Origin of the sequence: Nitrosopumilus sp. (assembly GCF_025699125.1) — an archaeon.
Taxonomy (GTDB): Archaea; Thermoproteota; Nitrososphaeria; order Nitrososphaerales; family Nitrosopumilaceae; genus Nitrosopumilus.
The window spans coordinates 273,022-299,956 of sequence record NZ_JAILWC010000001.1 but is presented as its reverse complement, the minus strand read 5'-3'; the positions used below and the strand labels follow the sequence as shown (position 1 = coordinate 299,956).

The window sequence follows — 26,935 nt, the reverse complement described above, 5'->3', positions numbered from 1 at the left end:
TGAAAAGATATGATTCAGAAAAAAATTAAAATTATCATAGTACTTTTATTTATTCCAATTTTGATATATTTTTGGCCTGTTCAACTTTATGGGGATACAACATACATTATGCTTGTAGGCAACAGTATGTACCCAGTTATAGAAAGCGGTACGTTTGTCGTACTAAAACAAGAACAACAATATTTTCTGGGAGACATAATAGGATTTGTTAATGAAGATAACAAAAATGTTGTACACAGAATAGTAGATCAAACAGATAAAGGATTCATAACAAAAGGAGACAACAATAGAAAAAATGATCCAGGAGTAATTCCAGTTGACAAAGTAGTTGGAAGATCGATATTTGTAATACCATATGTAGGATATACTTCATTATTTTTACAAACCCCTATAGGAATGTCAATTTTTGGAATATGGGCTTTGATAATGTTTAATAAAAACAAATCCAAAACTAATAACAAGAAATCATCAGAAAGTTTTATAATTTTTAAAATTGGACTGATTTCTGTATTAATAAATTATGTATTAACTCAGATTACTTTGGGATTTGACATCAGACTATCTAAAACAATGAACATACCTTTTTCAAATATTTTTGAGCCAACTATTGCAAATTCAGTATCATTCGGAATGCTAACAATGGCAATCATTATGCTATATCTTTTTTCACGAAAAATCCAACATAATAAAAGTGACGAGATAAAACCTTTGAAATTAATATTTGCATTAGGCGGAATAATGATTCTTGTACTTCAGATAATTAGTGCAATTAACACCATTCCTATACTAATTACAAACATCAGTGAGAATCAACTAATTCCTCCCATTTTTTAGATGAAAGTCATTTAAAGCGATTTTTAAAAGCATAACAGATTCCTGTAAAATACCATTATGGAATACGAGAATTAGAATATTTTCCGTACCTGATAATATGCACAATTCCCGTAATTAAGAAGAATCAAATTGAATCATGTTTACTTTGGAAAAAGCCTGAAAAAGGTTGCAAATAAAATAAAATTTGATGGAAGAAACGGTTTTCAAAAATTCTTTATTCATGCTAGTTTCATAGTAATTCTAATCATTGCAACCACCACAATGGCTATTGCAGATGAATCAATTCTAACTCAATCATTCTCAAATTTGGAAGTTATAGAAAATTCGGCATTTACTCCTCGTGGACATATTGAAGATTTTTCATGGACAAAAAGGGTTTCACCAGATGGAGTTATTGAAATTAGTGGCATCGGATTTTCAGTTATCAATGATGATGACAGAGTACAGTCTTTTGAAATTTGCACCATAGTTCAAGGACCATTAGAAAAATTCACACCATCGTTAGATAGTCCACTTGCATGTACAAATACAGAAAAAATTGAACCTTATGGAAAAATAGTGAATCAATTTATTGATTTTTCTAGCGGAGTCAAAGTTAGTGAACTCGTAGACATATCCATAGCAATTCAAGAATTGGATAAATAAAAAATAGATATTTTTCTGAAAATCAATAATTTATTTCTGTTTTAAAGTTTTACAGATTATATTCTAAGTGATTTCTTGTATTGAAATATCAGCAAAATCCACAGTAGTTTTATTCAGAGGGTTTGTAAAAGTAACTACAACAGAATCTATATCATTAGAAGAAATGGAAGTAGTTGCACAGTCAGGAACAGTGCCAACAGTATCACTGATTGAAGATCCAGCTTTTGTAATTACACAGATACGATATGAGTGAGAAACACTATCAGTATTTCGAATAGTGATTGTGGAAGAATCAATATTACTGCCACTTGTAGAATGCACCACATTTGTAATATCTACTTCAGACGCACGAGATGAAATATTATCATCACTTCCAATGGAATTAAACGTAATTGAACTATTTAGATTTGAACCCAATCCTATTGTAGATACAGTGATAATTAACACGCCTACTAAGAAAATTATTTTGAGACTCAATTATACCACCTTTAGGCTACCGTAATACTTGCATATTGTAAAGTACGTCTTTCTGGATCAGTAATAGAATCACTTAGACTGATAACTACAGTTTGAGTTGGGCCTCCAGTTACTGTAGAACCAGTTCCAATTTCAACATCATTAGTATCCTTGAGTGAAATAGTTACAGTAGTATCTTCCGGAATATTAGAATCAAAGGTAAGAGTTACAGAAGATATAGCATCAGAAGTTCCTAAATTCAATCCTAGTAGAGTACTGTCAGAAGAATCAAAAACTTGCAGAGCCCCCATTTTACTTACATCAGATGGTGTATCTAAAGGGTTTGCAAGACCTTGAGTGCTCAGCAATACAACCCCAAATGTAGAGAACAGTAACAGAGCAAGTAAAAGTAAACTCATTATTTATCACCAGAATATGTCGTGTGTTCATCATCAGATGATTGTTGTACGGATAATTCATCTTCTAGAACATTTGACCATTCTCTAAATTTTTCATAGGAACTGTTGTCAAAGTTTGCAGAATAAGAATAATCTAGAACTTTCTTTGTCAAAGCATTATTTTTTGAATTATTTTTTCCAAATTCACGTGTTTGATGCTCTAAATTCTTCTTTTCAAGTTCTATTTCAGATTCTATTCGTGCAATTTGTACTGCAGAAATTTTTCTCTCAACTTCAAGTCCTGAAATTCGTTTTTCCAACATTGCAGTTTGTTCATCCAGACGTTGTTTTTGTAGTTTAATTACAGATTCTTTTCTTTCAAGTTCAACTACAGAAATTTTTCTTGCAAGTTCAATTTCTGCAATGATATTTTCCAAATCCTTTGATTTTGAAGAAATGTTTTTCTTGGATAATTTTGAATTGTTTTTCGTTTGAATTTCAGTAGGAATGATGTCTCTTTCAATTTCAATTGATGCAATGCTCTTATCTAATTCCTCCCTTCTTTGAGAAAGATGCTCCTTTTCAAGGTCAATGAGAGTTTGTTTTCTTTCAAGTTCAGCATTAATTTTCTTCTTTTCTAGCTCAATTGAGGCTATTTTTCTCTCAAGAGAGAAATTGGCAATTCTCTTTTCTAAATCCCATATTTTTTGCCCTAGTCTTTTCTCTTCGACTTCAATCAAAGACTCCTTTCTTTCAAGTTCGGAGGAAAGTTTTTTCTTTTCAAGGTCAATTTTTGACAATTTACCTTCAAGTTCAATTCTTTGAGAAGATAGATTCTTCTTTTGAATTGCCACTTCGGCGAGGTTACTTTCAAGTTGTTTTGCTTTATGCTCCAAATTTTGTTTGACAAAATTTAACTCATTTTCTTTTCGTTGAAGTTCAATTGTTTTGCTTTTATTTTCTAATTCAAATTCTGCCTCTTTATTTTTTAATTTATTAGATATTTCTCTCTTCTCATACTCTATATCCTCTATAGCTTTGTTCAATTGTTTTGTTTTTTCAGCTAATTCTTTCTTTTGTAGATTGATTTCTTCAAGATTTTTATCGAATTGTTCAGTTTTTTCAGTTAAACTTTGTCTTTGAAGATTGACTTCTGCAATTTCATTTTCAAGCTTGATGATCGATTTCTTTTTTTCAAGTTCAACATCCCCAATGTTTTTCTCTAGTTCTACTGAGCATTTCATTTTTTCAAATTCAATTGCGGATAAACTTGCATCTAATTTTCTTTTTTTATCAATCATGTTTTTCTTTTCGTTTTCTACTTGAAGTAAAGATTCTTCTAGTTTCTTTGTTTTTTCAAAGAGATTCGTTTTTTGAAAATTAACTGTTTGTAGATCATTTTCAAGTTGTTTTGATTTTTCATCATAATTCTTTTTAATTAATTGAATTTCAGATTCTTTTTGTTCAAGATTTTCTGCTACTTTTTTCTTTTCTATTTCTACTTCTTTGATTCTTTTTTCAAGTTCCAATATTCTCTGAGAAGCACCCTTTTTCTGCAATTCTATAGCTGCAAAATTTTTCTGGATCTCATCAGCATGAATCTTTTTCTTTTGCTCAATTTCCAAAAGACTTTTTTCTAATTCATTAGTTTTTTGTGATAGAATTTTTCTCTCAAGTTCTACAGCAGTTATGCTTTTCTCTAATTCTTCTTTTTCAAAAATGACTGCTTTCTTTTGTAATTCAACTTCGGATAGATTTTTGTCTAATTGCTCAGTTTTTTGTTGAATTCTTTGTTTGGTAAGATCAATTGCAGAGAGATTTTTTTGAAGTTCCACTTCAGCTTGTTTTTTCTCAGATTCAGCCTTAGTGAGTTGATTTTCTAATTGATTGATTCTTTTAATTCGTGCCTGTCGTTCAAATTCAAATAGTTCTGCCTTATTCTCAAATTCTGAAGAAATCTTCTTTTTTTGTAGAATTATATCAGTAATGCTATCTTCCAAATTCTCTTTTTTCTGAGTCAGACTCTGCTTTTGAAATTCTACTTCAGAAAGATTTTTTTCTAATTGTTCAGTTTTTTGAGATAATTTCTTTTTTTGAATATCTACTTCAGCATATTTCTTTTTAAGGTCAATTTCCAACTCTTTTCTTTCCAATTCAATCGCATGTGTTTTTTGTTCAAGTTTGTCAATAATTCTATCCTTTTGTTGTTCCACATCTTGTAATTTTATTTCTAATTGAATTTTTTCTTGAATGATTCTTTTCTTTTCACGCTCAACTTCGGATAGAGATTCTTCAAGTTTTTCAGTTTTTTCTGATAAATTCTTCTTTTGAAGATTTACTTCTTCAATTGCGTTTTCAAGTTTTATCATTATTTTCTTCTTTTCAAATTTTGAATCAGTTAGGTTTTTTTCAAGTAATTCTTTTTCTTTAAGGATATTTTGCTTTTCTTCTTCTACGTCAGATAGGTTTTTTTCAAGTAATTTTGTTTTTTCTTCTAATTTCTTTTTTTCAAATTCAATTTCTGATTCTTTCTGTTCAAGCTCTATTTCAGATAATCGTTTATCTAACTGCATTGATTTTTTAAGCACATTTCTCTTTTCCTCTTCTATATTTTCTCTTAATTCCTGTGTCTTTTCCAGTAAAACTTTCTTTTCAGATTCAGCATTCTCTAAAACTATTTCATAGTCTTTATTTTCTATTGCAAATACATTTTTACCAAAATTGATTTTTCCACCAAATAATTTATTTAATCCTGATGGTTTTTGTCTTTTTTCTTTTATTGATTCAACTATTTCTTTGGTGCGGTATTTTTTCTGTTTTTCATTTTGTTTTATTTTATTATATACAATAAATCCTCCAATTGCAACGGCAGAGATTATTCCGATATTCAAATATGCTATAGTGTAATCTTCATTCCATTGTGCAGTAACAGTTTTTGGACCATTCATCAACAAGCTTCCACTAAGGGATGTACTCTGTGAATCACCACCCCAACCTTGAAAAGTAGTTTGTTTCCACATTCCTGCAGGATCTCTAGGTATACTTGTTCCAAATTTAGCCACACTTCCTTCATCATACCAATATGTTCCACCTCCAGTACCGTATCCAGAATTTACAGTAAGTAAATACTGTTTTTTCCATATTCCCTCAATAGATTTTGGAGAATTCATGATTACCTGAACATTTTTACCATCAGAATTTACATCTCCACTCCAACCATCAAAAATCAATCTTGTTCCTGGAATGCCCGAATCTTGAGTGGTAGAATCAATAGAGGCAACCACCACATCGTTTTCATCATAAAAACCACTTCCCTGAACTTGACCATATTTGCTTTTAACATCAAGATAAAATTGATCCTTCCAATCCACAGAGATCGAATAAGGATTTTCCATTTTAACACTGGTTATAGGTTGTGTAGAATCTTTGATAGCAGCAAAATTAGAACCGCTACTTACCCATTCATTTATTGTTCTTTTTATTTTTCCATCAGATTCTGAATTTACTGTACTCATAACTAATGGAGCAGTTGAATTAACATTATGCCAACTAGTGTTGATTACCTTCATATTTTGAGTCGAATCCAATATTTGCAATCTGTATTGGACATTCCAATTTGCAGCAATTGTTTTATCCTCATCCATTTTTATGAAATTAGTCTTCAGATTTGGAGTAAACCCATCACTCCATTCAGAAAAGGCATATCGTATTCCAAGATCATTTTCATCATAAACATAAGGTTCTAACACACTAAAATTTACAATTTCTCCAGAATCATAACTGCCACTTCCAATTGTGTTTCCATACGGAGAAATAATTCTCAAATCATATGTTGTGCCACTACTTGAACCTTGTAAAAAGTTCACACTATCTTGTTTTTGAGCTGGATGTAATGCATATGTTGCAATCGCAGTGACATCTCCATCCATTAAAACATTAATTGGATTGCCATCTACCAATTCATTATTTACTGTCCAACTGACAAATTCATATGCACCCCATTTATCTTTGGCAGTGCCAATTACAACCCAAGAGTCTTCTTCATATATTCCGGATCCATCAATGTGTAATCCTGGTGGTGAAGACTTGACTTTTAATTCATAAAGATTTTTATGAATTACATCATCACCAATTTTATGATCCCCTAAAACTTGATCAAATGATGAGACATACAAAATTGCAAATAACATCATAGAAATACAGATTATTTTTGAATTCCACTTCATTTAGTCCACAATAAATTAAGTTACAGGTGAGTAATGCGTAATGGTATGATCAAGATGATCAAACTGAATTTCTGCCAGCTTATTTTGAACAATGTGCCAGATGTTTGTTTTAATCAAAAAATCTGAGAAATGTTAAAAATAGGCTCACAGATTTGTGAAAAATACTAACTTTTATGCCTAAATTTATGAATTGTTAAAATTCAGCATATCATACATGCCATTCTAAAAATAGGACAATTTTAAAATAAAATTATTTTTTAGTTTAACTGGCGGGAATAGATTTGGTAAAATTTGTGCCAGGCATTTTTCCTTTTGCCAAAACATCAGTAATCTCTTTCATCAAACTAATACGATTCGATGGTTTTGGTACAAAACTTATTGCGCCCATTTTCAGTAATTTATTAATAAATTCTTGATCTCGTCCATAAGCTGAAGTGACAATGATTTTTGTATTTTGATCATTTTTTTTGATTACTTCCAAGACTTTATCACCCTCCAATCTAGGCATTTTTAAATCCAATAAAATTACATCAGGTCTATGTAATTGATACTGTTTTAAGGTTTCAATTCCATCTGAAGCCTCTATAATTTGAATAAATTTTATAGAATTTTTAATTGCATCCCTACAAAATACCCTAAATGCCTGAGAATCATCAGCAAGTAATATTACAGGAAATTTTCTAGCCATACCTAAACAAAGTATAATTATGATACATATTGACTAGTGTGATTTTTTCAAACACACTTCCCATAAATCTTTGTACAAGATTTTAATTCATCCATAATTTTTTGTGTGTTTTCAAATATGGTTTTAGTTGTAATTTGTGCATGAATTTTACAAACATATCCATCCAATGAACAATACATACAGTTTGTTATTTGTTCAGCTAAGGTTCCAATTAATTCTTTACGATAAGTTTGCATGAGTTATTGTGCCACCATTGTTGAATTGTTAACTTTTGGCATAAGTACTGAGAATGTAGAGGGAGTGTTTTTGTAAATTAATCTACCCCCATGTTGTTCAACTATCATTTTACAAATAGCCAATCCTAGTCCAGTACCATGCTGTTTTGTTGTAAACATTGGTTCAAAAATTTTCTCCTGCAAACGTGGAATTACACCAGATCCTGAATCTTCAAAACATATTTCGATATTTTCTTTGTTATCCTTAATGATTATAGTTACAAATCCTTTTCCACGGATGGATTCAATAGCATTTGTAATAAGATTGATAAACACCGCTTCTAATTTTCTAGAATCACATAAAGTCATTCGATCATCCCCTTTAATTTCTAATTTCACTGATGGCGGAATATGAATCCCTTCAAGACTAGATTTTATGATTGTTTTTAATGATGTTTCATGCATGTTAAGTTCAGACATTCGAACAAATTCTAAAACATCTTCAATAATATGAGTCATATTAGAAATAGCAGACTCAATTCTTTGCTGATGTTTTATTTTTTCAAGTACTGGCATGTTTGGAGAATTACATAAAATATCATGAGACATTTTTAATTTTGATAACGGATTTCTTATATCATGAGCCAATCTGGACGTAAATGTTCCTATTATAGACATTTTTTCGCCTTTCATTAAATTCTCGGCCTGTTCCTTTACTTTTCTTTCAAGGAAAATTTGTTTGATGGAGAGTTCTTTTTCTTTTTTAATTACTTTAGTAAGATCTTCTTTTAATAATGAATTGAGTTTGCTGTAATTGATTTTTTCTGTTTCAGTAATTTTTAATTCTTTTTCAAGGTGTTCATTTTTTTCTTGGATTGATTTTGTCATGGTTTCTACAAAAGATATTTTATCTTGAAGTTGCTGATTAACTCTAGACATTTCATTTACTCGTTCATTTGCAAGTTTGTTCATTTCTTGCATTCGGAGATCGTTTTCTTTAAGTTCCTTTCTAGCTAGTTCTAAATCCTTTAGGGCATTAACTGAAATTTCAGTCAAATCACGTAGAACTGGATCTCGTTCCATAGGATTATCTACCAACATCATAAGAAATTATTCTAAGCACCATATTACGTACAGTTTGTTTATTTCAAACATACTCATGAATGCTAGAGCACATTAGAGAAAATAATGAGATATTTATCAATAAAACATATTCATGTATTAGTCAACCAAATTTCGTTCAACGTATTTTCATATTAGAAAACAGTACTACAGATATGAAGCAAACCACAGAAGTTTCTAAAAGTATTAAAAAATCACTGCAGCAAAATGCCCCAATGGTTTTTGAGTCATACTTATACCATTTAGAGATTTTAGAAGATATTGAGATTAATGAATAATAATTAATATTCATAAATTTCTCATATTATCAAAAAAATCAACTCATAGAATGTTCTAAACAGAATAAACAATGTTAGTTCTTCATTCTAAGAAGCAATTGATTAATCCCTTCAGTGCTATATTCTATTCCATGTTCATCTATAGAATGCTTTTGATATTTTTCAATTACTTCATTTGTATTGCCATTTATTTCAAAACTACAATCAAATCCATAATTGTTACAGGATATTTTTACCATGTTGTTCTTTTAAAAATATAAATAAATCATTTGGTTTGTTCACATAAAACAAATAAATTTAGTCAAATACACAACAGAAAGAGAAATCATTTTAATAAAATATGTAATTTTGAAAATAAAAAAATCGAACCCCCTAAAAGGGGGAGTCGCAAAGGACGCGACATCCCATTGAGAGTTATCGATGACAACATAATTACAACAGATTGGTTAATGGGGTGTTGTATGTGCAAAGTAGGCAACCTGTTCAAATTTCAAAAAATGTGAAATCTCTAATCTGAATTATGATACGTTGTTATTTTTTGCAGTCATTGCAATTTTTTCCTTTAGATTTTTAAGGAATTCACGTATTTCTTCATGTCTTTGAATTATCTTATATATCTCATAGAGTTCTTCGTATGATAAATTCAGTTTTTTTAGATCAGTATGAGTTATCCCATAATGGTTCAACACAGTCCAATATGAGGTAGGTTTGTTTTGTTGGGTTGCAATACAGGTACCTAGATGAACAGATATCTTGTACATATTCATATTATCACAAGAAAAGTTATAGATTAGATGGAAAAATAGGTAAAAAACCAATTCCAAATTGGCAGAAATACAGCCGTCAAACTAAAAAAACAGAATTATTAAAAAATCATATTAATAGATTGTTGTGAGTAAATCCATGAAAGAACAGGTTTATGGAGCTGAAAAAGGCAATGGTGAAAAAGTTGCAAGTTGGTTAAACGAACAAGCGAAAGATTCAGATTTAAAATTGCAAGTAAAATTAAAAAATAGTATTTTATCTACACAGAATTTTGGTGACTTTGATTTATTATTATTATCAGATGACTCAGTTAAAAGTAGGAAGTTAATCTCCAAAGCTGGAAAAAGATTTGGAATAAAAATGATAGAAGGAGGATATAAAGAAGAAGCAAGGATCATTCGTAGGAAAAAATCAGATTATGCCAAAGTTCTCAATGGAGATAAAGTCATAGGGCACTTGGAATTAGAAACTTCAAGATTCGGTACTAAAAAGTGGGAAATTAAATCAGAAGAAAGAAGATAGGTTCATTTTATTAAAAATAATCGAATTACCGATTTCGGAAAATGTGGACATTATTATATTATTATGTGAGATGCACATAAATCAAAGCAATTCAACATTATTTTGTTGTATTGGTCATGGCAGAGAAAACGAAGATATCCAAAATGGAAAAACAAAATTCTCTAGAAGACAATTTACGAAGAGCGATTGATTCTTCATCAATCGTAACAGTGATGAATACAAATGGAATTGTTACACATGTAAATCAAAAGTTTTGTGAAATTTCAGGATTTACAGAAAATGAAATAATTGGAACAGATCTATTAATGTTGAAAAGTGGCGTACATCCCATAGAATACTATGATGAGTTATGGGCAACAATCTCGAAAGGAGAAATATGGACTGGAGAAATTTGTAATCAAAGAAAAAACGGAGAGCTCTTTTGGAACAAAGCAACCATTATACCTATTAAAAATCAAGATGGAGAAATTTTAGAATATATCGCCATACGTTTTGACATTACAAATCAAAAAGAAAAAGAAAGTAAAATGGAAGAGACGTTAATGAAATTACAAAAATCCAATCAAATAATTGAAGAACAATCAAAAAAATTGGTTAAGCAAGAAAAACTAGTCACTATTGGAGAACTAGCAGCAAGATTATCACATGATATTAGAAATCCCCTTTCAATAATTAGAGTATCACTTGAAAATCTCAAGATCATATATGGCAAAAATGAATTAGAAACAAAGCATTTTGATAGAGTTGAGCGCGCAATTGACAGAATATCTCATCAAATAGACGATGTGTTAGGCTTCATTAGAAAAGAACCTATGCGATTTGAAAAAACCCTAATTTCGGAAATCATTGCAGACTCGTTAGATTCAATTAATCTTCCAGACAGAATTTATTTTGAAATTTCTAAAAACGATTTTGAAATTTATTGTGATAAAAAACGACTTTCAGTTGCTATTACCAATTTAATTTTAAATGCAATTCAAGGAATTGAAGGAAAAGGCACCATAGAAATTATTTTAGAAGATAAAGGAGAAAACATAGTCATCAAAATTAAAGATTCAGGAAAAGGAATTCCAAGTGACATAATAGAAGAAATTTTTGAACCTTTATTTACTACAAAACAGCAAGGAACAGGCCTAGGATTAGCCAGTGTTAAATCAATAATTAGCGGACATGGAGGAAAAATTTTCGTCACTTCACCACCCACAATATTTACAATCAGAATTCCAAAAAAAGGAATAGATAATGATCTCATTGATTCTCATTTTTAATGAAAGTCACTTATCTTTAAGCAAAATTATCGGATTGTTTCTGGACTTTGAGTTGCAGTTAATAGATTATTTTCTTGGTTAGATCTTTTTATACTTGAAAAGGATCTTGGAGTAATTTTCTTTAGTAAAAATTCCAAAGAAAAGGGTTTTTGCATGATCTGAAGATAGGAATCTTTTGTGCTTTCATTTGATTGCATGATGCTTTGACCATATGCAGACAAGAAAATAATTCTTTGTCGAGGACATTGTCTGTGGATTTTTTCAGATACTACAGTACCCGTCATTTTTGGCATATCCTGATCTAATAAAACATAATCATAGGGAGGTGTTTTATCCTTTAATACAATTTTCCTGTATCTTAATTCGTTTTCATATTTTTGAAGACAGATAGCACCATTGTTAAAGATATCAACATCATAACCATTTGCTTCAAAGAATTTTTTATATTGCATCGCAGTAAATTTGTTGTCTTCTGCGATTAGTAATTTTTTGACCATTTCTGTTTTACCAATTTTTTAGTTATCAAGACTTGTTTGTTGAATCTAAGCTCATTTTTCACATATTGTAGTCCCATCAGAATTCTCATTATACAAATCAGTCATTGCAATTATGTTACAGTCTGAGATATATGGATAAGTCATATCAATAGTTGGGGCCATGAGATCTTCAGGAGCAGTTGAATGTCCCAATCCCAACGCATGTCCAAATTCATGTCTCATAATTGTTCCAAGCTGAGTATTTGAAAGTGAATCAACATCATAAATTGTTATAAAGGCTTTGACAATTTCTTCGCCTTCCAGAATTGTTTTGGTATAACCAGTATTACCTGAACGATCTTTAATGTTTGATAAAATCACAACAATATCACCATTTGATTTTTGTGAGTTTAGAACTTCAAAATTTTTGGGGATTGGAATTTTTGTTTCAGGAGTATTTTCAAGGGCTCCAGCCCAACCAATGTAATAATTTGAGAAAGAGTTTTGAGGTCCTTTGTGCAATAAAGAATCTTCGAGATTAATTTTTTCTTTTGATAATATAGATTCCCGAATAGTTTCAATGGATTCGTTAGAAATTGAAACAGGGTTTAGAATATTTACACTTAATGAAGATCCTTGAGAAAGTCTCCAGTATTTAGAAAGACTAATAGAATCACCTCTCAAATTTTCGACAGTATGTTCGGAATTAAAAAGGCCAACATAATTTAGAAGTTCTTCATTTTCACCAGATGAAGATGGAAGTCCAGTAAAATAACCTCCAAAAAATATCAGTATTCCAATTTGTAAAACTAGAATTGATTTCTGATGTTTAATTTTGGATACTTTTGTTCTAGGTGGGAGATTTTTTTTAGTGAAATGAATTAATTTCTTATTTTTAAGAACATAAGATATGCCTAACATTTGAATTTGTTTATTAATTATTCATCGATATATGAGAGTCTGTCCACCATGAACAAACCTTTCATATTGTTTAATTCGAACAAATAGTTCTTTTTGTATTATTCTTAGGCATAGAAAATATTGCCGATAAGTAGAAAAATTATGATTTGTTCAATTTTGATTATGTTATCAGTGATAATTATTTTGAAAACAGGTTCTTCAGAAGCACTAAACACATCTAATGATTTTGATGAGTATAGAATATCTCAAATGCCAGAGACTCGATTTTTTGAGCAATATGACGAACTTAGCGCCCCTGAAAAAACTGCAGTGATATATCCTATTCTCACACAAACAGCGTATGCATGGGGAGGAATTCATGACTTCTATTTGGGCAGATGTGATACATGTTCAGAAGTGAAAATTGAAGAATATTATGATCCTATTTTTTCTGTAGGTGCAAAAAGTTTTAGGGTTTTAGAATTCTTAGGATATAGTGTAATAGATGACATAGATATTGATAAAAATCCTGAGATTTTGAACAATTATGATTCAATAGTTTTGTTACATAATGAATTTGTTACAGAAAACGAATTTTTAGCAATAACTTCTCATCCAAATGTTATTTTTATGTATCCAGGCGCATTAAATTCCAAAGTCAAGATAAATTATGAGAAGGAAACAATGATTCTTCAGAGAGGACCGTCATTTCCAGATCCAGACACAATTAACGGATTTGATTGGAAGTATGATAATTCAAATATTTCAAATAATACAATTTGCGAGGAATGGAAATTTTATAAAATAGAGAATGGACACATGCTTAATTGCACACCAGAAGACATAATACAAAATAATGATAAAATATTAAAAGAACTAAAACGACTTGCAGAATTTTAACTTTAAAAAATTAATTCATAGAAAATGAATTTATTTTGACTTTCTTTTCATATAAAATATCATCCCCACAATTACAGCAGGGACCATAATTAATATAGGATCAAATCCTGCAACGTCAGGTTTCTTAAATGAATCATCAGATTCTTGAATCATTTCAATAGATGTTGCATTGACTTTGATAATTTTTGATGCAAATGCTGATTGAATAGGACCGTCAATACTAGCCAAAATCTTTACAGATTCATCCGAAGTAGAAATTATAGATGCAATTGCCTCACCTGTGGGACCAGTTTGTTCATCACTGATAGTAGTAATACCGCCCTCTAATTCCCAAATAACAGGAGCATTTTGCAAAGGAACTCCATTTTGTTTTGCCAAAATTGAAACAATAAAAGAGTCTCCTTCTTCCACAATATCGGCGCTAGTAATTTGTATTGTAGGGGTAATTTCCTCGACGACGATCTCTTCAGTAAGTATTGGTAATCCCTCAGAAACAAAAGAAACATCAAAGGTTCCAGAAGATGCAGGTTCTAGATCAAACAATGTAAAACTAGACTTTTTGGGAATTGTTACACTTTTGGGAAAATCAAGTATGGAGGAATCAGAAGAAAATATTTTGACATTAATGTCTTCATTGATTTTTACAGGGAATCCTGAGGAATCTAATATTTGCAAAACAAATGTATCTTTAACTCCATTAAATAATCTATCAGAATAGTCAAGGGATAATGAATCAGGTTTTGATGAAACACTAGATAATGAAATACTAGTTTCAAATTCACCTGCATTAATTACTAAATCGTCATCACCTGAATTAACTGCCATTATAGGGATTATTGTAAAATAAGGATATTTCATTATGTTTTCTTTATCAACTGCAAATATATCAGAATCAGAGATATCAATTTGCAGGTAATTTGGAATTTGAAACAACCCATCAGAAGATTCCATATATACAGCAATCCAATGTCGTTCACCTTTTAGAAAATGATCTGTAGACACATAGGTCTTCAAGGATACAGAATCCTCATCAAATCCATCAATATCTAGTGTAACAACTTCAGAGTTGGGAATATTTGGGGCAATGTTAGAATTTGCAGGAACAAAATACCCCATGTTCCCAAATACCAAAGCAGATTCAAATCCTCTTTTAATAATCGAATTCTCAATAGAGATTGTTTTATCAGAGGTAGTAAATGGAACAACAATATCTCTATCAGCAGTTACAGGATGACCATTTTCATCTTCAAGATAAAGCACGCCTATTAATTGCCTAGAACCATCCGATAAAACAGATAGGGGTTCAAATTTTATTTGTTCATGCCCATACAATTCAACATCTATTGTTTCAAATGTTTCTTCGACTATTACTAATGGATCTTGAGTTGTTGCAGTAAGTGTGTAGGAGTCAGTTTCGCCTTTTTGAATTGAAAATAACTCATGTCCATAAGTTTGCCCTTTTTTAATTTGAAAGTATCCATTAGGGTTTATAGTATTAACATCAGAACTTGTGTTTACAGTTTCTGAATCAGTTGAACTTTCAATTTCATAGAAAACAGTGATATCTTTTGTAGCTTTGATTAACTTTCCATTGGAAAATAGCTGTGCAATTAAATGTCCACTTGAAGTGTTAGACGAACTAATATCTTCAGGAATTATAAATATTTGAATTTCTCTGTCAGCAGATTCATCAACAGTTAATAATTTAGATGATTCAAGATCATCAGACTTTGCAGTAATAGTGATTAATCCTTTTTTATTTACCGTAAAAGTTTGCATGGTTTCAAACTCCCCCTTAGATATAATCGCAGTAGAATCACTAAAAGTGATAACTCCCGATTTTGAAGCACCAAGTTTTATTAAATAATCTTTGTCTGCTCTTGTCACCATACCATTTTCATCGGTAAGTAAAAGTGACAATATTCCTTGATTGTTTTGGTCTATTTCAAAAACATCAGGAAATAGATCAAGAGAGATGTTTTTTGGAAGATTATTTCCATAAACTTTTACAGGAATCTCCAATAATGTAGAACCTTCAGTGAAAACATAAAGAATTGTTTCACCCTCATCATATGCTTTTAATTTAATCAAGGTTTTGTAGGGATGGATTTTTTCAAAATCAATTACTTCAATAATGGATTTGTCAAGAGATTCAACTTTCAGATCACGTATTTTATCCAAAGATACTTTACTGCCATGTGTGTTATACACTTCTAAAGTAACTATATCATTTTCATGAATTTTGTTAGGAAGAAGATTATATTCCAATTCATACTCATTTTCTATTGCATAAGCATAGCCTATGACAGAAAAAGTCAACAAAAGAGATACTCCAAATAATATTGATTTCAATATATAAACAACTTAAATGAACATTATAATCATAAGTTCACCCGAATTGAACGCACAAATATTTCCAACAAAAATGCTCAGTTTAAACAAATTGAACGTACAGAATGCTATTACAACAAAAATCTCTGCATAATTAATGTCTGCAAATTCTGCGTTAGTCAAATTTAAGATGGTAAATGGCCTAATAGGCAGTATTTTGGAGGAAAATAGAGTATCATTTAGAACGTTATTTCCTAAATTACCCCAAATTGATACGGAAGTAAGATCAAAAATCGAGAAATTATTAGAATCAAGAGAGAGAATTAAAGGAGAAATTGACGGAGATGATGATTTTGAAGATTTTACAGATGATCTAAATCTTGCAAACTATTTTCTTGCATGTAGAAAATTTTCTGAATCATTAAGGTACTATGAAAGTGCCTTAGCAAAAAACCCTCAATCATATTCAGCTTTATGTAACAAGGGATTATGTCTTTTTAAATTATCAAAATTAGATGAGGCGCTAACATGTTATGATGAAGCCTTAATTACATATAAGAATATTCCAGAGGCGTTTTTTATGAAAGGGAAAATCATGTTTGCAAAACAAAATTTTTCAGAAGCAATTAAACAGTTTCAAAACATACTAGATTTAGAATCTGAAAATTTAGAGGCCAAATTTTATTTAGGAAAATCACAAATAAAAATTGGAAATATTCAAGATGGAATTAGCATATTAGAATCAATCATTGCAGATAATGATCATGTTGATTCATTATTGTTGCTAGGACATACATTTACAAAACAAAATGAATATCAAAAGGCTTTAATATATTTGAATAAACTTGTAGAGATTTCACCAAACCATGTAGAAGCTCATTTGCTTTTAGGAAAAATATATGTTGAAATCAATAATTTTAATGATGCAATTGCACACTTTAAAAAAGTACTAAATAAAACACCAAACAATATAGAGGCACATCTGCTTTTAGGAAAAACACACATGGACATAAATAATACTAATGAGGCAATGTCCAATTTTGAAAAAATTTTAGAAATTTCACCAAACCATAAAGAAGCATTAAATTATAAAATCGAATTGTTAGAAAAAAATGGAAAACTTGATGAAGCAATAGAGTGTTGTGATCATTTGGTAGATTCAACAACAGAACCCAGAGAGCAATTATTAAAGAAAGGAATATTGTTATTCAACAACAATAAAACTGCTGCTGCATTAACTATTTTTAATGGGGTTTTAGGTAAAACAAAAACAAACAATATTGCTCTCATTTACAAAGCAAGAATATTTGCTCAAAAACAAGAATTTCAAGAAGCTCTTCTATGTATAGAAAACATCCTCAAATCAGAACCAGACAATATTGAAGCACTGGAAAATGCAGCTGAACTATCATTAAAAGTGGGAAATTATGAAAACGGGTTATCTTATACTAATCAACTATTATCAAAATCATCATCAACATCAATTTTAGAGAGAAAATCCCACCTATTATCCATTCTTGGGCGTCATGAAGAAGCAGGTCAAATAGCCATGAAAATAATCCAAAATAACAAAAATAATCCACAAGCATTCTATGAACTTGGCAAAACACACCTAATTTTGAATAATTTTGAGAAGGCAATAGATTCTTTTGAAAAAGCACTGAGCGTGAATCCTCTGGATTCAAACATAATTTTGAAAAAATCTATGGCGTTTTTTTCTCAACAAAAATACGAGGATGCAATTCTTTGTCTAGAGCAAATTCCAGAGAATGACGACCGCTATTATTATGCACAATATCAAAAATCAAAGATTCAGATGATACAAGGCAATACAAAACAAGCCATGGAAATTTTATCCAAAGTGATTAAAACAAATAATACATTTAAAGAAATTGCATCAAACGAAGTAATTTTTGAAAGCATATCAAATATGTTTGAATTTAAAGAATTAATAAAATAAAAAAAGAAAAAATTAATTGGAAGATAGTATTTCCATTGGTTTTGATTTTTTCCATAAATGAGTACACAAACTAAACATGTTTTCAACCATCTCTTCAGAATTTGTGTACATGATTGAATCTACATCGTCGTTAAGATCCATGGATTCTTTCATTGCACCAGACATTATTAGTTGATGTTTGGATTCCACAATCATCCTACTTTTAGAGGGTAGTTTTCCAATTTTAACTTCAGGCGTACCTAACTGCTCAATTATCTCCATTGTTTTGGAATCACAGTCATTAGTAATTATTCTCACTTCGCCGCCTGTGCTAATTTTTGCATGGATTTTATCTGGAATAGATGTATGATACATCCTCATCAAATCATCTGAAGTTGTAACCAGGAAGATTTTATCTGTAGATTCTTGAATTAGTTTTCCAATTCTAGTATAGATATTTGATCTTCCTTGAACAATAGAGAATGATGACAAATCAGTAGCAGACACATTATTTTCATAATTATGCAGACTCTCAATTACCGTTCTTGCCAACTTTTGTAACATCACTATTTCATCTTCTTTCTTTTGAATTACACTTGTTAATGCTTCTGATGGCTCTACAGCATTCACAATTGTAGGATTTGAAAAGGTTGTTGAAATAACTCCCATGTTTCTCAGCTTGTTAAGAGATCTGTATGCCTTTCCTCTATCGACGTTTAGTTTTTGTGCCATTGTACCTACAGTTACAGAACCCATTTGAAGCAGACCTACATAGATTTTGGCATCTATTTCTTCTAAACCAAAATGAACTAGAGAATTATAGATTTCATCTTTACTTAACATATTACTTTCTCCTCTGAGTTTTTCTGGTATATATCTGATCCACCATTAGGAACTTTATAACTTAGAAGTCGTTGATTTTTCATTAAGTTTTAAACAAATTTTGACATAATTAGATACTGTATGTTTTTTCCAAACGAACACCCCCATTCAGAAAAGTTGTACGATCACAGCAAACACACGCCATGATATACCCCTATCATTCATTTTCTAATCAATGAAATTACAACGAAAGGGAACGCGACATTCTCATCGTGGAGTCATCGGTGTAGAGTCTGCAATAGTCATGATTGCATTTGTAATCGTAGCAGCAGCCTTAGCATTTGTTGTACTTAACATGGGATTCTCAACTACGCAAAAAACAAAAAATGCCATAGTCTCAAGTGCAGATGAAGCAAGTAGTGCATTAGAGATTGCAGGGAAAATTGTAGGTTCAGGCCACATCACTGCAGGAAAACTTAATGCAACAGCTGTTCCACTAAAGATTGTCTCTGGAGGATCATCTATTAATCTTAATCCTTCAAATGCTGCCATTCGTTATCTTAGTAACAATGTTGAGCATGGAAACATCTATGCAGGAGCTATAGCTACAGGAACTTATGATACACTGGCAGATGCCATGGAAGCATCAGTTACAGCAGGATATATTTCATCAAATCCGGTAAATGCTTCTAGTCCAACGGATACAAAAGCAATTTTTTATTTCAACGTAAATAGAAATGACAACTTTATCTTGGACCAAGGAGAACACGGAATGTTAGCAATAGCATTTTCAGAATCTGAAAGACCACAGTCACTTGATGTGATTAGAGCAGAAGTAATTCTTCCAACTGGAGCACCATTGTCAGTAGAGCGTACTGTTCCAAACATATCATCGAGAATAGTAGATCTTGGTTAATCTTGTGAGTTAGCCAGGTTTTTTACTTTTTTATTTTGTTTATTTTGATCAAACAACACTACAAATTACAAATTTTTTATGATTATGTGATGACGATGAAAATAATGATAATTTTAGGATTATTCATGGTTTTACCATATATCGTATTGTCAGCATATGCAGAAAATTCTTGGATCGTATCCATAAATCCTTACGATAGCCATGGAGGACAAGAATTGTTCAAGCCCAAAGAACTCCCAATATTTTCAGGAGATAGAGTAACATGGCAAAACAATGATTCAATTAGCCATAGAATTGTTAGCGGAGTACCTCAACATCCAGATTATTCTGGAACATTCTTTTCCACAGATATTATTTCAGGAGGAGAAAATAGCAATTCGATTTCATTAGATTTTACGGATTATGCAGGATACTATTATTTTTGTGAAATACATCCATGGTATACAGGTAAAATATTTTTTGAAGATAGACCAAACATACTTTTTTCCACATTAGACATATCATATGAAATTCTAAATCAAAATATTTTATCAATTGGAGGATTAGTGGAATCAGATTTAGGAAATACAGAATATGAGATGTTAATTTATGACAGTAAAAACAATCTCGTCTATCAAAAAATCAAATCATTTGAATCAGATTCATCTTTTAACGAAGTTATAGATATTTCAGATTCTTTATGGGACAAAGATGAAAATTATGTACTCAAGTTAGTTTATGGCATTCCAAGTGAATCTACCAGCATGCAGATAAAAATTTCAAAAAATATAGCATATGAGAAATCAAAATATCTGGAATTTTGTCAAGATTTTAAATTAGAAGATAATTTTATTTTTGAAGAAGTACTTCTTCCAAATTGGTTCAAAAAAACATTATGCTGGTACGGAAATGATTTAATGACAGAAAAAGAATTCGTCAATTCATTAAATTTCTTCAAAAATTCTCTTTAAAGTCATTATTTTAAACATGTATGATCACAGCAAACACACGCCATGATATACCTACATCATTCATTTTCTAATCAATGAAATTACAGCGAAAGGGAACGCGACATGCTCATCGTGGAGTCATCGGTGTAGAGTCTGCAATAGTCATGATTGCATTTGTAATCGTAGCAGCAGCCTTGGCATTTGTTGTACTTAACATGGGATTTACTACATCACAGAAAGCAAAAACCACAATCATCGCTGGATTAGGAGAGTCTAGTAGCAGCATGCAGGTTGCCGGTAAAGTTATCGGCGTAGGTTGCACAACATCGGCAGGAGGTTGTTCATCAACTCCATATCTTAATGCAACTGCATACCCAATCAAGATTACTTCTGGTGGAGATGCAGTAGACTTGTCAGCAGCAACAACAGCTGTAAGATACCTTAGTAATGCAATTGAGTATGATGATGTTTACGCAGGTCCAATCACGGCAACAGAATACAGATCTTTAACATCCGCATTAGATCAAGCAGATGCTGAAAGTAGTAGTGATTTTGATGATTTTAACAATGCACAGCCAATGACAGGATCTGTTGTAGCTAACACAGCAGCATTCATCTATTGGTCAGTCCAAACAACTGCTAATGCAGTATTAGATCAAGGCGAGCATGCAGTATTGGTAGTAGCATTTGAAGATGGAGAGAGACCAACTTCACTTGATACAGTTAGAGTGGAGATAATTCCAGCAACTGGAGCCTCATTGTCAGTAGAACGTCAAGTTCCAACAATCACTACATCCGTAGTAGACCTAGGTTAAACCAATAACACTGGTTTTCCTTTTTCTTATTTTTGATATTTCGAGTTTTCTGTTTGATCACAGCAAACACACGCGATGATATACTCCCATCCCACTAAATTCTATCAATGAAATTACAACGAAAGGGAACGCGACATTCTCATCGTGGAGTCATCGGTGTAGAGTCTGCAATAGTCATGATTGCATTTGTAATCGTAGCAGCAGCCTTAGCATTTGTTGTACTTAACATGGGATTTACTACCTCACAGAAAGCAAAAACCACAATCATCTCTGGATTAGGAGAGTCTAGTAGCAGCATGCAGGTTGCCGGTAAAGTTATCGGCGTAGGTTGTACATCATCTAGTAATGGATGTAGTACACCATATCTTAATGCAACTGCATACCCAATCAAGATTACTTCTGGTGGAGATGCAGTAGACTTGTCAGCAGCAACAACTGCAGTGAAATATGTCAGCAATAGTATCGAATATGATGATATTTACTCTGGTACAGTTACTGATGCAGAATACAGATCATTAGCTGATGCATTTAGAGGAGCAGTGGATAATAGTTTGACAAACTTCTCAGGAGTTATGAATCCTGTAAATCAAACCGTAGTAACCAATACTGCAGCATTCATCTACTGGTCAGTTAGTGGATCAACCATCAATTCAATCTTAGATGATGGTGAACATGCAATATTGGCAGTGGCATTTGAAGATGGAGAGAGACCAACTTCACTTGATACAGTTAGAGTGGAGATAATTCCAGCAACTGGAGCCTCATTGTCAGTAGAACGTCAAGTTCCAACAATCACTACATCCGTAGTAGACCTAGGTTAAACCAATAACACTGGTTTTCCTTTTTCTTATTTTTGATATTTCGAGTTTTCTGTTTGATCACAGCAAACACACGCGATGATATACTCCCATCCCACTAAATTCTATCAATGAAATTACAACGAAAGGGAACGCGACATTCTCATCGTGGAGTCATCGGTGTAGAGTCTGCAATAGTCATGATTGCATTTGTAATCGTAGCAGCAGCCTTAGCATTTGTTGTACTTAACATGGGATTTACTACCTCACAGAAAGCAAAGACTGTAACTCTGGCAGGTCTTGAAGAAGCTACAAGTGCCATGAAGATAGCAGGATCAATTACTGCAGTAGGTTGTATTAATGTGAATTCAGGATGCGGAGTTGTTCAAAAAATTAATGCTACTACAATACCATTAAAAATTTCAGAGTCGGGAAATTCTGTAAATTTTGCATCAGATGTTGTCTCAATTAGTTATATCACTAAATCTATTCAGTACAATAACATCTATGCAGGAGCTATAACATCTGAAATTTTTAGACAATCTGTTCTTGCATTTAGACAGGCAGACCTTGAAACAGATTCTTCATTTGATGCTTTTAATGAGGCAAATCCGGTTAATGGGACCACTCCCAATGAAACAAGTGCATTCGTATATTGGGCAAAGAGATTAAATGCAAACCAAGTTTTAGATATGGGAGAGCACGCAGTATTGGCAGTGGCATTTGCTGAAAATGACAGACCTCAATCACAAGACAGGATTAATTTAGAAATAATGATTTCAAGTGGCGCAACCATGACAATAAGCAGAGACATACCAAGTATTACCCACGAAGTTCTAGATTTAGGATAAATACTGTTTTTTGAATAATTTGAAATTAGTCTTGTTTGATCACAGCAAACACACGCGATGATATACTCCCATCCCACTAAATTCTATCAATGAAATTACAACGAAAGGGAACGCGACATTCTCATCGTGGAGTCATCGGTGTAGAGTCTGCAATAGTCATGATTGCATTTGTAATCGTAGCAGCAGCCTTAGCATTTGTTGTACTTAACATGGGATTTACTACCTCACAGAAAGCAAAGACTTCGATCATCTCTAGTTTGGGTGAATCCAGTAGCAGCATGCAGGTTGCAGGCAAAGTTATTGGTCAAGGATACGTAAATGACGGATCACTTAATGCTACAGCATTTCCATTTAAGGTCTCATCTGGTGGATCAGATGTAAATCTTGATGCAGAGACTATGGCCGTAAAATATGTCAGTAATGGCGAAAATTACGACAACATCTACGTAGGTACATTATCTACTCAAGAATGGAAACAACTATCAGCAGCATCCATACAAGCAGATAATACAGAATCTAGTGGAACAGGTGAAGCATTTGCCGACATAGTTGGCGATCCATTCAGTAATGAAATTCCAACAGATACACGTGCATTCGTTTACTTTACACAAGCAAATGAATCACCACCAAATGACATTCTTTCACAAGGTGAAACAGCAGTTTTGGCAATTCTTTACAGTGCAGCTGATAGACCTGCATCATTAGACAAGGTCAAAGTGGAAATCATTACACCAACTGGTGCAGCCTTGACGGTAGAAAGACAAGTTCCAACAATCACAAACACCATAGTAGATTTGGGCTAGGAGGTTTTTTATGCTCCCCCCATCAACTATTTTTTCTAAACTAAAAATCAGTGAAAGCAATTTAAAATTAATCATATTTTCAGGATTTGCAATGTATTTTCTTGTTCTTTATGAAATATTTCCTCAATATCTTTTTGATGAACAGTATGTTTTGTTTACATTGTTGGTTCCACTTGTTGTAATAGTAGTTGGTCTTAATTTTAAAAAAATTAATTTAAAAAATTTATCATTAAAAAACATATCAGTAAAAGGGAAAGGAAAATCAAACAACGCCAAAATACAAACACCAAAAAAATCATCAATCACAGAAACTTCAAGTAGTGAAAATTCGGAGATTGATGCTTTGTTAGCAGGGACAGATTCTGAAAACGGTTCAGGAATGTCAGAAATGGAAACACTTTTGACAAAAACAAATGCTGAGGGAGAAGAAAATAGAAATCCAGAGATAGAGGCCATGTTATCCAGAGCAAATGCTGAGGATAATTCAGAAGACAGCATAGGGGGCAATTCAGAAATAGAAGCTTTACTAGCAGGAGTGGAAACTGAGGGCGATGGAAATTATTCAGATACATCACTAGATAATTCAGACACAGAATTAATCATCATGGAGAAACTAGAACCAATAGAAAACGATATTCAGACACTTAAAACAGATTTTGATCAATTCAAGATGGATCTGACTACAGTAAAAGAAGAAGTGGAAATTCTTTCAAATTCTTTTGAAACCACTCTAACTGACATTAAATTACTCACAACAGATATGAACAATCCATTAAATTTCATGAAAGAAGATGCTCCATTCAAAGATAACATTCAAACAATTAATGTAGACGAATTAATTCAAAAACCAACCAATCCTCCAGAAATTTCAAAATCAAATTCTAAACCAAAAGAACCTGTGGTACAAGAACCTGTGGTACAAGAACCTGTGGTACAAGAACCTGTGGTACAAGAACCTGTGGTACAAGAACCTGTGGTACAAGAACCTGTGGTACAAGAACCTATAGAGGAAGAAAATTCCAAATTGCCAGAAGATGTTATTTCTCTGATTGATGAATTATCAAGAGATTTTGTTTCAGAAGAAGTATTTGAACTAGCTAAAGTTCATTGTAAGACTTTGAATATTACAGTGGATGAAAAACAATTAAAAAAATTTATTGATAAAAAAAATAATTCTAATGGAATAACGAAAATCGAAGATGAGAATTCAGAGATGGAAGATTTTCTGGAAAAAACAGTTGCAAATGAGGTGAAATAATGGCATCTGGAATGATCAGTGAAGGGATTTTAATTATTGCATCAATCATAGTTGCAGGATTAATTACAGGCATTGTTGTGAGCAAGGTTGGAACATTTGAAGGATACTATACTGCAACAACAGAAGCTCAAAAAGACAAAATGCTAAGTAAGTTTGAGATAATTCATGTTAGCCAGTTAAACAGCACGTCAGTGAATGCGTGGGTAAAAAATACAGGTTTGACACCAATTAAGGGATTGGGTTCATCTGACCTATATTTTGGACCTATTACTTCAGTTGATTTTGTGGGATACTCAACAGGCACCACACCACAATGGATTTTCAATGGAACCAGCGTGGATTCTGTATGGTCTCAAGGCGATACAATCCAAATCACAATACAGGACGACTCGTCATTACAAAGCAGTACATCATATCTTGTTCAATTAACTATATCGAATGGTGAATCAGATGATTATATTTTCTCGGTACCTTGAGGAATGAATCATGGGGTTAAGTAATGCAATTAGTGGCGGAATTATCATGTTTGGAATCACATTTGTGATTTTTACATTTGGTGGACTAACAGATAAAGCTGCTTCATTTTCAGATGCATCATCAGAAACATCTGATTGGGAGAGTAAATTAGTCAAAACATCAATTGGTGTGAGCATCCCAAATGATCCTGGAACAGATTCCACATTTAGTTTTGACATCACAAACACAAATCTTGAAAAATTGTGGGAATTTGATAAATTTGATATAATAATCACGTATAATAGTGCAGGTATAACACAGACTGAAACTTTGACTTATGATTACACCTGTGCGCCGGATATTGGAGAATGGTGTATCAGTACTTGGACAAATGATATCATTGATCCAAAAATTCTCAATAACGGCGAAACAATTACGGTAGATGTAGAAATATCCAATAACATACAAAGTGGAAGTAATTTGATTGTCATAGTTGCAACACAAAATGGTGTAGTCGCTACTGAAACAAGATCTGTTGCCTAAGTTCTGTTCAAAAAAGTCAAACATTTTCTTTAATAGAAAATTCTCATAGTTTTCTTAGTGTTCAATTTGAGGTGTACTTATGCTTAATATTATTTCTACAGGAAATGAAGAGATAGACAGGCAATTTGGAGGGGGGATTCCTTCGCCATCTCTTGTATTCATAGAAGGGGCACATGGAACTGGAAAAAGTGCAATTTCAGCACAAATAATGAATGGGTTACTCACATCAAAAAAAAGTTTACTTTGTGTAATTGAGAATACAGTTAAACAACATATTCAAAAAATGAAATCAATTACATTTAATTTTTCAAAACCTTTTGTTCGCAGTCAATTAATTTTTGTTCCAATGTATATCAAAGATGCAAAATGGACTAATAACAATACAGAAAAGATTCTTCCTGCAATTAAAGAATTTATTTTAGAAAAAATAGATAAAGTGGACGGGGTAATTATTGATTCAATTTCTCCAATGGCGAACAATTCAAAAAATGAATCAATACTTGACTTTATCTCATTTTGCAAAGAAATAGTATCAATGGGAAAAACAATAATCATAACGAGCCATTCATCTGATTTTTCACAAGCCATAAACACAGCAATAATTGGAACCGCAGACGTATACATCAAATTAGGAACAGTAGTAGTTGGAGATAAAGAAGTCAAGACTCTAAAAATTATAAAGCTATTAGGTGCTGCAGATACACCAGAATCAGGTTTTGCTTTTGAGGTAGATTTGATTTTTGGGATAAAGATTGTTCCAATATCAATGGCTAATGCATAGG

28 protein-coding genes are annotated in these 26,935 nt (G+C 31.9%); 16 read left to right on the top strand and 12 right to left on the bottom strand.

The features are described 5' to 3' along the window. The first annotated feature begins 9 nt into the window (after positions 1-9). Together K5783_RS01765 and K5783_RS01760 are read left to right on the top strand one after the other, a co-directional pair. Positions 10-834: a signal peptidase I gene (locus K5783_RS01765; protein WP_297471851.1), complete on the top strand. Its 825-nt coding sequence runs from the start codon at positions 10-12 to the stop codon at positions 832-834. A gap of 129 nt (positions 835-963) precedes the next feature. Next, a complete protein-coding gene (locus tag K5783_RS01760) occupies positions 964-1,479 on the top strand; it encodes a hypothetical protein (RefSeq protein WP_297471850.1) in 516 nt (171 codons plus the stop codon). Positions 1,480-1,542: 63 nt separating this feature from the next. On the opposite strand, the gene K5783_RS01755 is transcribed toward K5783_RS01760, so the two are convergent. The 8 genes from K5783_RS01755 to K5783_RS01720 all read right to left on the bottom strand — a co-directional run bounded on the left by K5783_RS01755 (position 1,543) and on the right by K5783_RS01720 (position 9,629). After that, entirely contained in the window at positions 1,543-1,956 is a 414-nt protein-coding gene (locus K5783_RS01755; protein WP_297471849.1) for a hypothetical protein, read from the bottom strand. Between the two features lie 11 nt (positions 1,957-1,967). After that, positions 1,968-2,354, bottom strand: coding sequence for a hypothetical protein (locus tag K5783_RS01750; RefSeq protein WP_297471848.1), 387 nt, complete (start codon positions 2,352-2,354; stop codon positions 1,968-1,970). Beyond that, positions 2,354-6,559: a hypothetical protein gene (locus K5783_RS01745; protein ID WP_297471847.1), complete on the bottom strand. Its 4,206-nt coding sequence runs from the start codon at positions 6,557-6,559 to the stop codon at positions 2,354-2,356. Before K5783_RS01745 ends, K5783_RS01750 begins: the two co-directional genes overlap by 1 nt. Positions 6,560-6,821: 262 nt before the next feature. Continuing rightward, positions 6,822-7,247, bottom strand: coding sequence for a response regulator transcription factor (locus K5783_RS01740; protein ID WP_297471846.1), 426 nt, complete (start codon positions 7,245-7,247; stop codon positions 6,822-6,824). A 47-nt stretch (positions 7,248-7,294) separates the two neighbouring features. Then, positions 7,295-7,483: a hypothetical protein gene (locus K5783_RS01735; RefSeq protein WP_297471845.1), complete on the bottom strand. Its 189-nt coding sequence runs from the start codon at positions 7,481-7,483 to the stop codon at positions 7,295-7,297. Positions 7,484-7,486: 3 nt separating this feature from the next. Further along, positions 7,487-8,545, bottom strand: a complete 1,059-nt coding sequence (locus tag K5783_RS01730; RefSeq protein WP_297471844.1) for an ATP-binding protein — start codon at positions 8,543-8,545, stop codon at positions 7,487-7,489. 391 nt (positions 8,546-8,936) lie between these two features. After that, positions 8,937-9,101 (bottom strand): DUF1059 domain-containing protein, encoded by a 165-nt coding sequence (locus K5783_RS01725; protein WP_109877304.1) that lies wholly within the window; start codon positions 9,099-9,101, stop codon positions 8,937-8,939. A 279-nt stretch (positions 9,102-9,380) separates the two neighbouring features. Then, a complete protein-coding gene (locus K5783_RS01720; RefSeq protein WP_225866908.1) occupies positions 9,381-9,629 on the bottom strand; it encodes a hypothetical protein in 249 nt (82 codons plus the stop codon). 136 nt (positions 9,630-9,765) lie between these two features. On the opposite strand from K5783_RS01720, the gene K5783_RS01715 reads away from it, so the two are divergent. Next, positions 9,766-10,149 (top strand): hypothetical protein, encoded by a 384-nt coding sequence (locus tag K5783_RS01715; protein ID WP_297471843.1) that lies wholly within the window; start codon positions 9,766-9,768, stop codon positions 10,147-10,149. 116 nt (positions 10,150-10,265) lie between these two features. Further along, positions 10,266-11,417: an ATP-binding protein gene (locus tag K5783_RS01710; RefSeq protein ID WP_297471842.1), complete on the top strand. Its 1,152-nt coding sequence runs from the start codon at positions 10,266-10,268 to the stop codon at positions 11,415-11,417. A gap of 26 nt (positions 11,418-11,443) precedes the next feature. On the opposite strand, the gene K5783_RS01705 is transcribed toward K5783_RS01710, so the two are convergent. Together K5783_RS01705 and K5783_RS01700 are read right to left on the bottom strand one after the other, a co-directional pair. After that, positions 11,444-11,914 (bottom strand): response regulator, encoded by a 471-nt coding sequence (locus tag K5783_RS01705; RefSeq protein ID WP_297471841.1) that lies wholly within the window; start codon positions 11,912-11,914, stop codon positions 11,444-11,446. 51 nt (positions 11,915-11,965) lie between these two features. Further along, the gene (locus K5783_RS01700; protein WP_297471840.1) at positions 11,966-12,814 is read right to left on the bottom strand and encodes a matrixin family metalloprotease; all 849 of its coding nucleotides are present in this window, start codon (positions 12,812-12,814) and stop codon (positions 11,966-11,968) included. A 183-nt stretch (positions 12,815-12,997) separates the two neighbouring features. Between K5783_RS01700 and K5783_RS01695 the strand changes: the two genes are divergently transcribed. Further along, entirely contained in the window at positions 12,998-13,693 is a 696-nt protein-coding gene (locus K5783_RS01695) for a hypothetical protein (RefSeq protein WP_297471839.1), read from the top strand. A 30-nt stretch (positions 13,694-13,723) separates the two neighbouring features. Here K5783_RS01695 and K5783_RS01690 read toward each other — a convergent pair whose 3' ends face one another. After that, complete coding sequence (locus K5783_RS01690) at positions 13,724-16,045, bottom strand: Ig-like domain-containing protein (RefSeq protein ID WP_297471838.1); 2,322 nt, start codon at positions 16,043-16,045, stop codon at positions 13,724-13,726. A 136-nt stretch (positions 16,046-16,181) separates the two neighbouring features. Between K5783_RS01690 and K5783_RS01685 the strand changes: the two genes are divergently transcribed. Beyond that, positions 16,182-17,984 (top strand): tetratricopeptide repeat protein, encoded by a 1,803-nt coding sequence (locus K5783_RS01685; RefSeq protein WP_297471837.1) that lies wholly within the window; start codon positions 16,182-16,184, stop codon positions 17,982-17,984. 12 nt (positions 17,985-17,996) lie between these two features. Here the strand turns inward: K5783_RS01685 and K5783_RS01680 are convergent, their stop codons facing one another. Beyond that, positions 17,997-18,806, bottom strand: coding sequence for a TrmB family transcriptional regulator (locus tag K5783_RS01680; RefSeq protein ID WP_297471836.1), 810 nt, complete (start codon positions 18,804-18,806; stop codon positions 17,997-17,999). A 214-nt stretch (positions 18,807-19,020) separates the two neighbouring features. Between K5783_RS01680 and K5783_RS01675 the strand changes: the two genes are divergently transcribed. From K5783_RS01675 to K5783_RS01630, 10 genes are all read left to right on the top strand, one after another. After that, entirely contained in the window at positions 19,021-19,701 is a 681-nt protein-coding gene (locus K5783_RS01675) for an archaellin/type IV pilin N-terminal domain-containing protein (protein ID WP_297471835.1), read from the top strand. 95 nt (positions 19,702-19,796) lie between these two features. Further along, complete coding sequence (locus tag K5783_RS01670) at positions 19,797-20,651, top strand: plastocyanin/azurin family copper-binding protein (protein WP_297471834.1); 855 nt, start codon at positions 19,797-19,799, stop codon at positions 20,649-20,651. 74 nt (positions 20,652-20,725) lie between these two features. Next, the gene (locus tag K5783_RS01665; protein WP_297471833.1) at positions 20,726-21,445 is read left to right on the top strand and encodes an archaellin/type IV pilin N-terminal domain-containing protein; all 720 of its coding nucleotides are present in this window, start codon (positions 20,726-20,728) and stop codon (positions 21,443-21,445) included. A gap of 107 nt (positions 21,446-21,552) precedes the next feature. After that, on the top strand, positions 21,553-22,266 hold the full coding sequence (locus tag K5783_RS01660) for an archaellin/type IV pilin N-terminal domain-containing protein (protein WP_297471832.1): 714 nt from the start codon (positions 21,553-21,555) through the stop codon (positions 22,264-22,266). Between the two features lie 107 nt (positions 22,267-22,373). Further along, a complete protein-coding gene (locus tag K5783_RS01655; RefSeq protein WP_297471831.1) occupies positions 22,374-23,093 on the top strand; it encodes an archaellin/type IV pilin N-terminal domain-containing protein in 720 nt (239 codons plus the stop codon). A gap of 89 nt (positions 23,094-23,182) precedes the next feature. Further along, on the top strand, positions 23,183-23,896 hold the full coding sequence (locus K5783_RS01650) for an archaellin/type IV pilin N-terminal domain-containing protein (RefSeq protein ID WP_297471830.1): 714 nt from the start codon (positions 23,183-23,185) through the stop codon (positions 23,894-23,896). A gap of 10 nt (positions 23,897-23,906) precedes the next feature. Continuing rightward, positions 23,907-25,154: a hypothetical protein gene (locus tag K5783_RS01645; RefSeq protein ID WP_297471829.1), complete on the top strand. Its 1,248-nt coding sequence runs from the start codon at positions 23,907-23,909 to the stop codon at positions 25,152-25,154. Beyond that, entirely contained in the window at positions 25,154-25,630 is a 477-nt protein-coding gene (locus K5783_RS01640; RefSeq protein WP_297471828.1) for a flagellin, read from the top strand. Before K5783_RS01645 ends, K5783_RS01640 begins: the two co-directional genes overlap by 1 nt. Before the next feature lie 10 nt (positions 25,631-25,640). Then, positions 25,641-26,153 (top strand): hypothetical protein, encoded by a 513-nt coding sequence (locus K5783_RS01635; RefSeq protein WP_297471827.1) that lies wholly within the window; start codon positions 25,641-25,643, stop codon positions 26,151-26,153. Positions 26,154-26,232: 79 nt separating this feature from the next. Next, on the top strand, positions 26,233-26,934 hold the full coding sequence (locus K5783_RS01630; protein ID WP_297471826.1) for an ATPase domain-containing protein: 702 nt from the start codon (positions 26,233-26,235) through the stop codon (positions 26,932-26,934). The last annotated feature ends 1 nt before the right edge of the window (position 26,935 follow it).

Excerpts from the sequence above, each read along its gene's own strand:
- K5783_RS01735 (WP_297471845.1), bottom strand. The coding sequence starts at position 7,483 with ATGCAAACTTATCGTAAAGAATTAATTGGAACCTTAGCTGAACAAATA.
- K5783_RS01635 (WP_297471827.1), top strand. The coding sequence starts at position 25,641 with ATGGGGTTAAGTAATGCAATTAGTGGCGGAATTATCATGTTTGGAATC.
- K5783_RS01660 (WP_297471832.1), top strand. The coding sequence starts at position 21,553 with ATGAAATTACAACGAAAGGGAACGCGACATTCTCATCGTGGAGTCATC.
- K5783_RS01675 (WP_297471835.1), top strand. The coding sequence starts at position 19,021 with ATGAAATTACAACGAAAGGGAACGCGACATTCTCATCGTGGAGTCATC.
- K5783_RS01700 (WP_297471840.1), bottom strand. The coding sequence starts at position 12,814 with ATGTTAGGCATATCTTATGTTCTTAAAAATAAGAAATTAATTCATTTC.
- K5783_RS01750 (WP_297471848.1), bottom strand. The coding sequence starts at position 2,354 with ATGAGTTTACTTTTACTTGCTCTGTTACTGTTCTCTACATTTGGGGTT.
- K5783_RS01720 (WP_225866908.1), bottom strand. The coding sequence starts at position 9,629 with ATGAATATGTACAAGATATCTGTTCATCTAGGTACCTGTATTGCAACC.
- K5783_RS01680 (WP_297471836.1), bottom strand. The coding sequence starts at position 18,806 with ATGTTAAGTAAAGATGAAATCTATAATTCTCTAGTTCATTTTGGTTTA.
- K5783_RS01630 (WP_297471826.1), top strand. The coding sequence starts at position 26,233 with ATGCTTAATATTATTTCTACAGGAAATGAAGAGATAGACAGGCAATTT.
- K5783_RS01765 (WP_297471851.1), top strand. The coding sequence starts at position 10 with ATGATTCAGAAAAAAATTAAAATTATCATAGTACTTTTATTTATTCCA.
- K5783_RS01650 (WP_297471830.1), top strand. The coding sequence starts at position 23,183 with ATGAAATTACAACGAAAGGGAACGCGACATTCTCATCGTGGAGTCATC.
- K5783_RS01665 (WP_297471833.1), top strand. The coding sequence starts at position 20,726 with ATGAAATTACAGCGAAAGGGAACGCGACATGCTCATCGTGGAGTCATC.
- K5783_RS01670 (WP_297471834.1), top strand. The coding sequence starts at position 19,797 with ATGAAAATAATGATAATTTTAGGATTATTCATGGTTTTACCATATATC.
- K5783_RS01685 (WP_297471837.1), top strand. The coding sequence starts at position 16,182 with ATGTCTGCAAATTCTGCGTTAGTCAAATTTAAGATGGTAAATGGCCTA.
- K5783_RS01715 (WP_297471843.1), top strand. The coding sequence starts at position 9,766 with ATGAAAGAACAGGTTTATGGAGCTGAAAAAGGCAATGGTGAAAAAGTT.
- K5783_RS01725 (WP_109877304.1), bottom strand. The coding sequence starts at position 9,101 with ATGGTAAAAATATCCTGTAACAATTATGGATTTGATTGTAGTTTTGAA.
- K5783_RS01740 (WP_297471846.1), bottom strand. The coding sequence starts at position 7,247 with ATGGCTAGAAAATTTCCTGTAATATTACTTGCTGATGATTCTCAGGCA.
- K5783_RS01705 (WP_297471841.1), bottom strand. The coding sequence starts at position 11,914 with ATGGTCAAAAAATTACTAATCGCAGAAGACAACAAATTTACTGCGATG.
- K5783_RS01710 (WP_297471842.1), top strand. The coding sequence starts at position 10,266 with ATGGCAGAGAAAACGAAGATATCCAAAATGGAAAAACAAAATTCTCTA.
- K5783_RS01640 (WP_297471828.1), top strand. The coding sequence starts at position 25,154 with ATGGCATCTGGAATGATCAGTGAAGGGATTTTAATTATTGCATCAATC.
- K5783_RS01645 (WP_297471829.1), top strand. The coding sequence starts at position 23,907 with ATGCTCCCCCCATCAACTATTTTTTCTAAACTAAAAATCAGTGAAAGC.
- K5783_RS01655 (WP_297471831.1), top strand. The coding sequence starts at position 22,374 with ATGAAATTACAACGAAAGGGAACGCGACATTCTCATCGTGGAGTCATC.
- K5783_RS01730 (WP_297471844.1), bottom strand. The coding sequence starts at position 8,545 with ATGGAACGAGATCCAGTTCTACGTGATTTGACTGAAATTTCAGTTAAT.
- K5783_RS01745 (WP_297471847.1), bottom strand. The coding sequence starts at position 6,559 with ATGAAGTGGAATTCAAAAATAATCTGTATTTCTATGATGTTATTTGCA.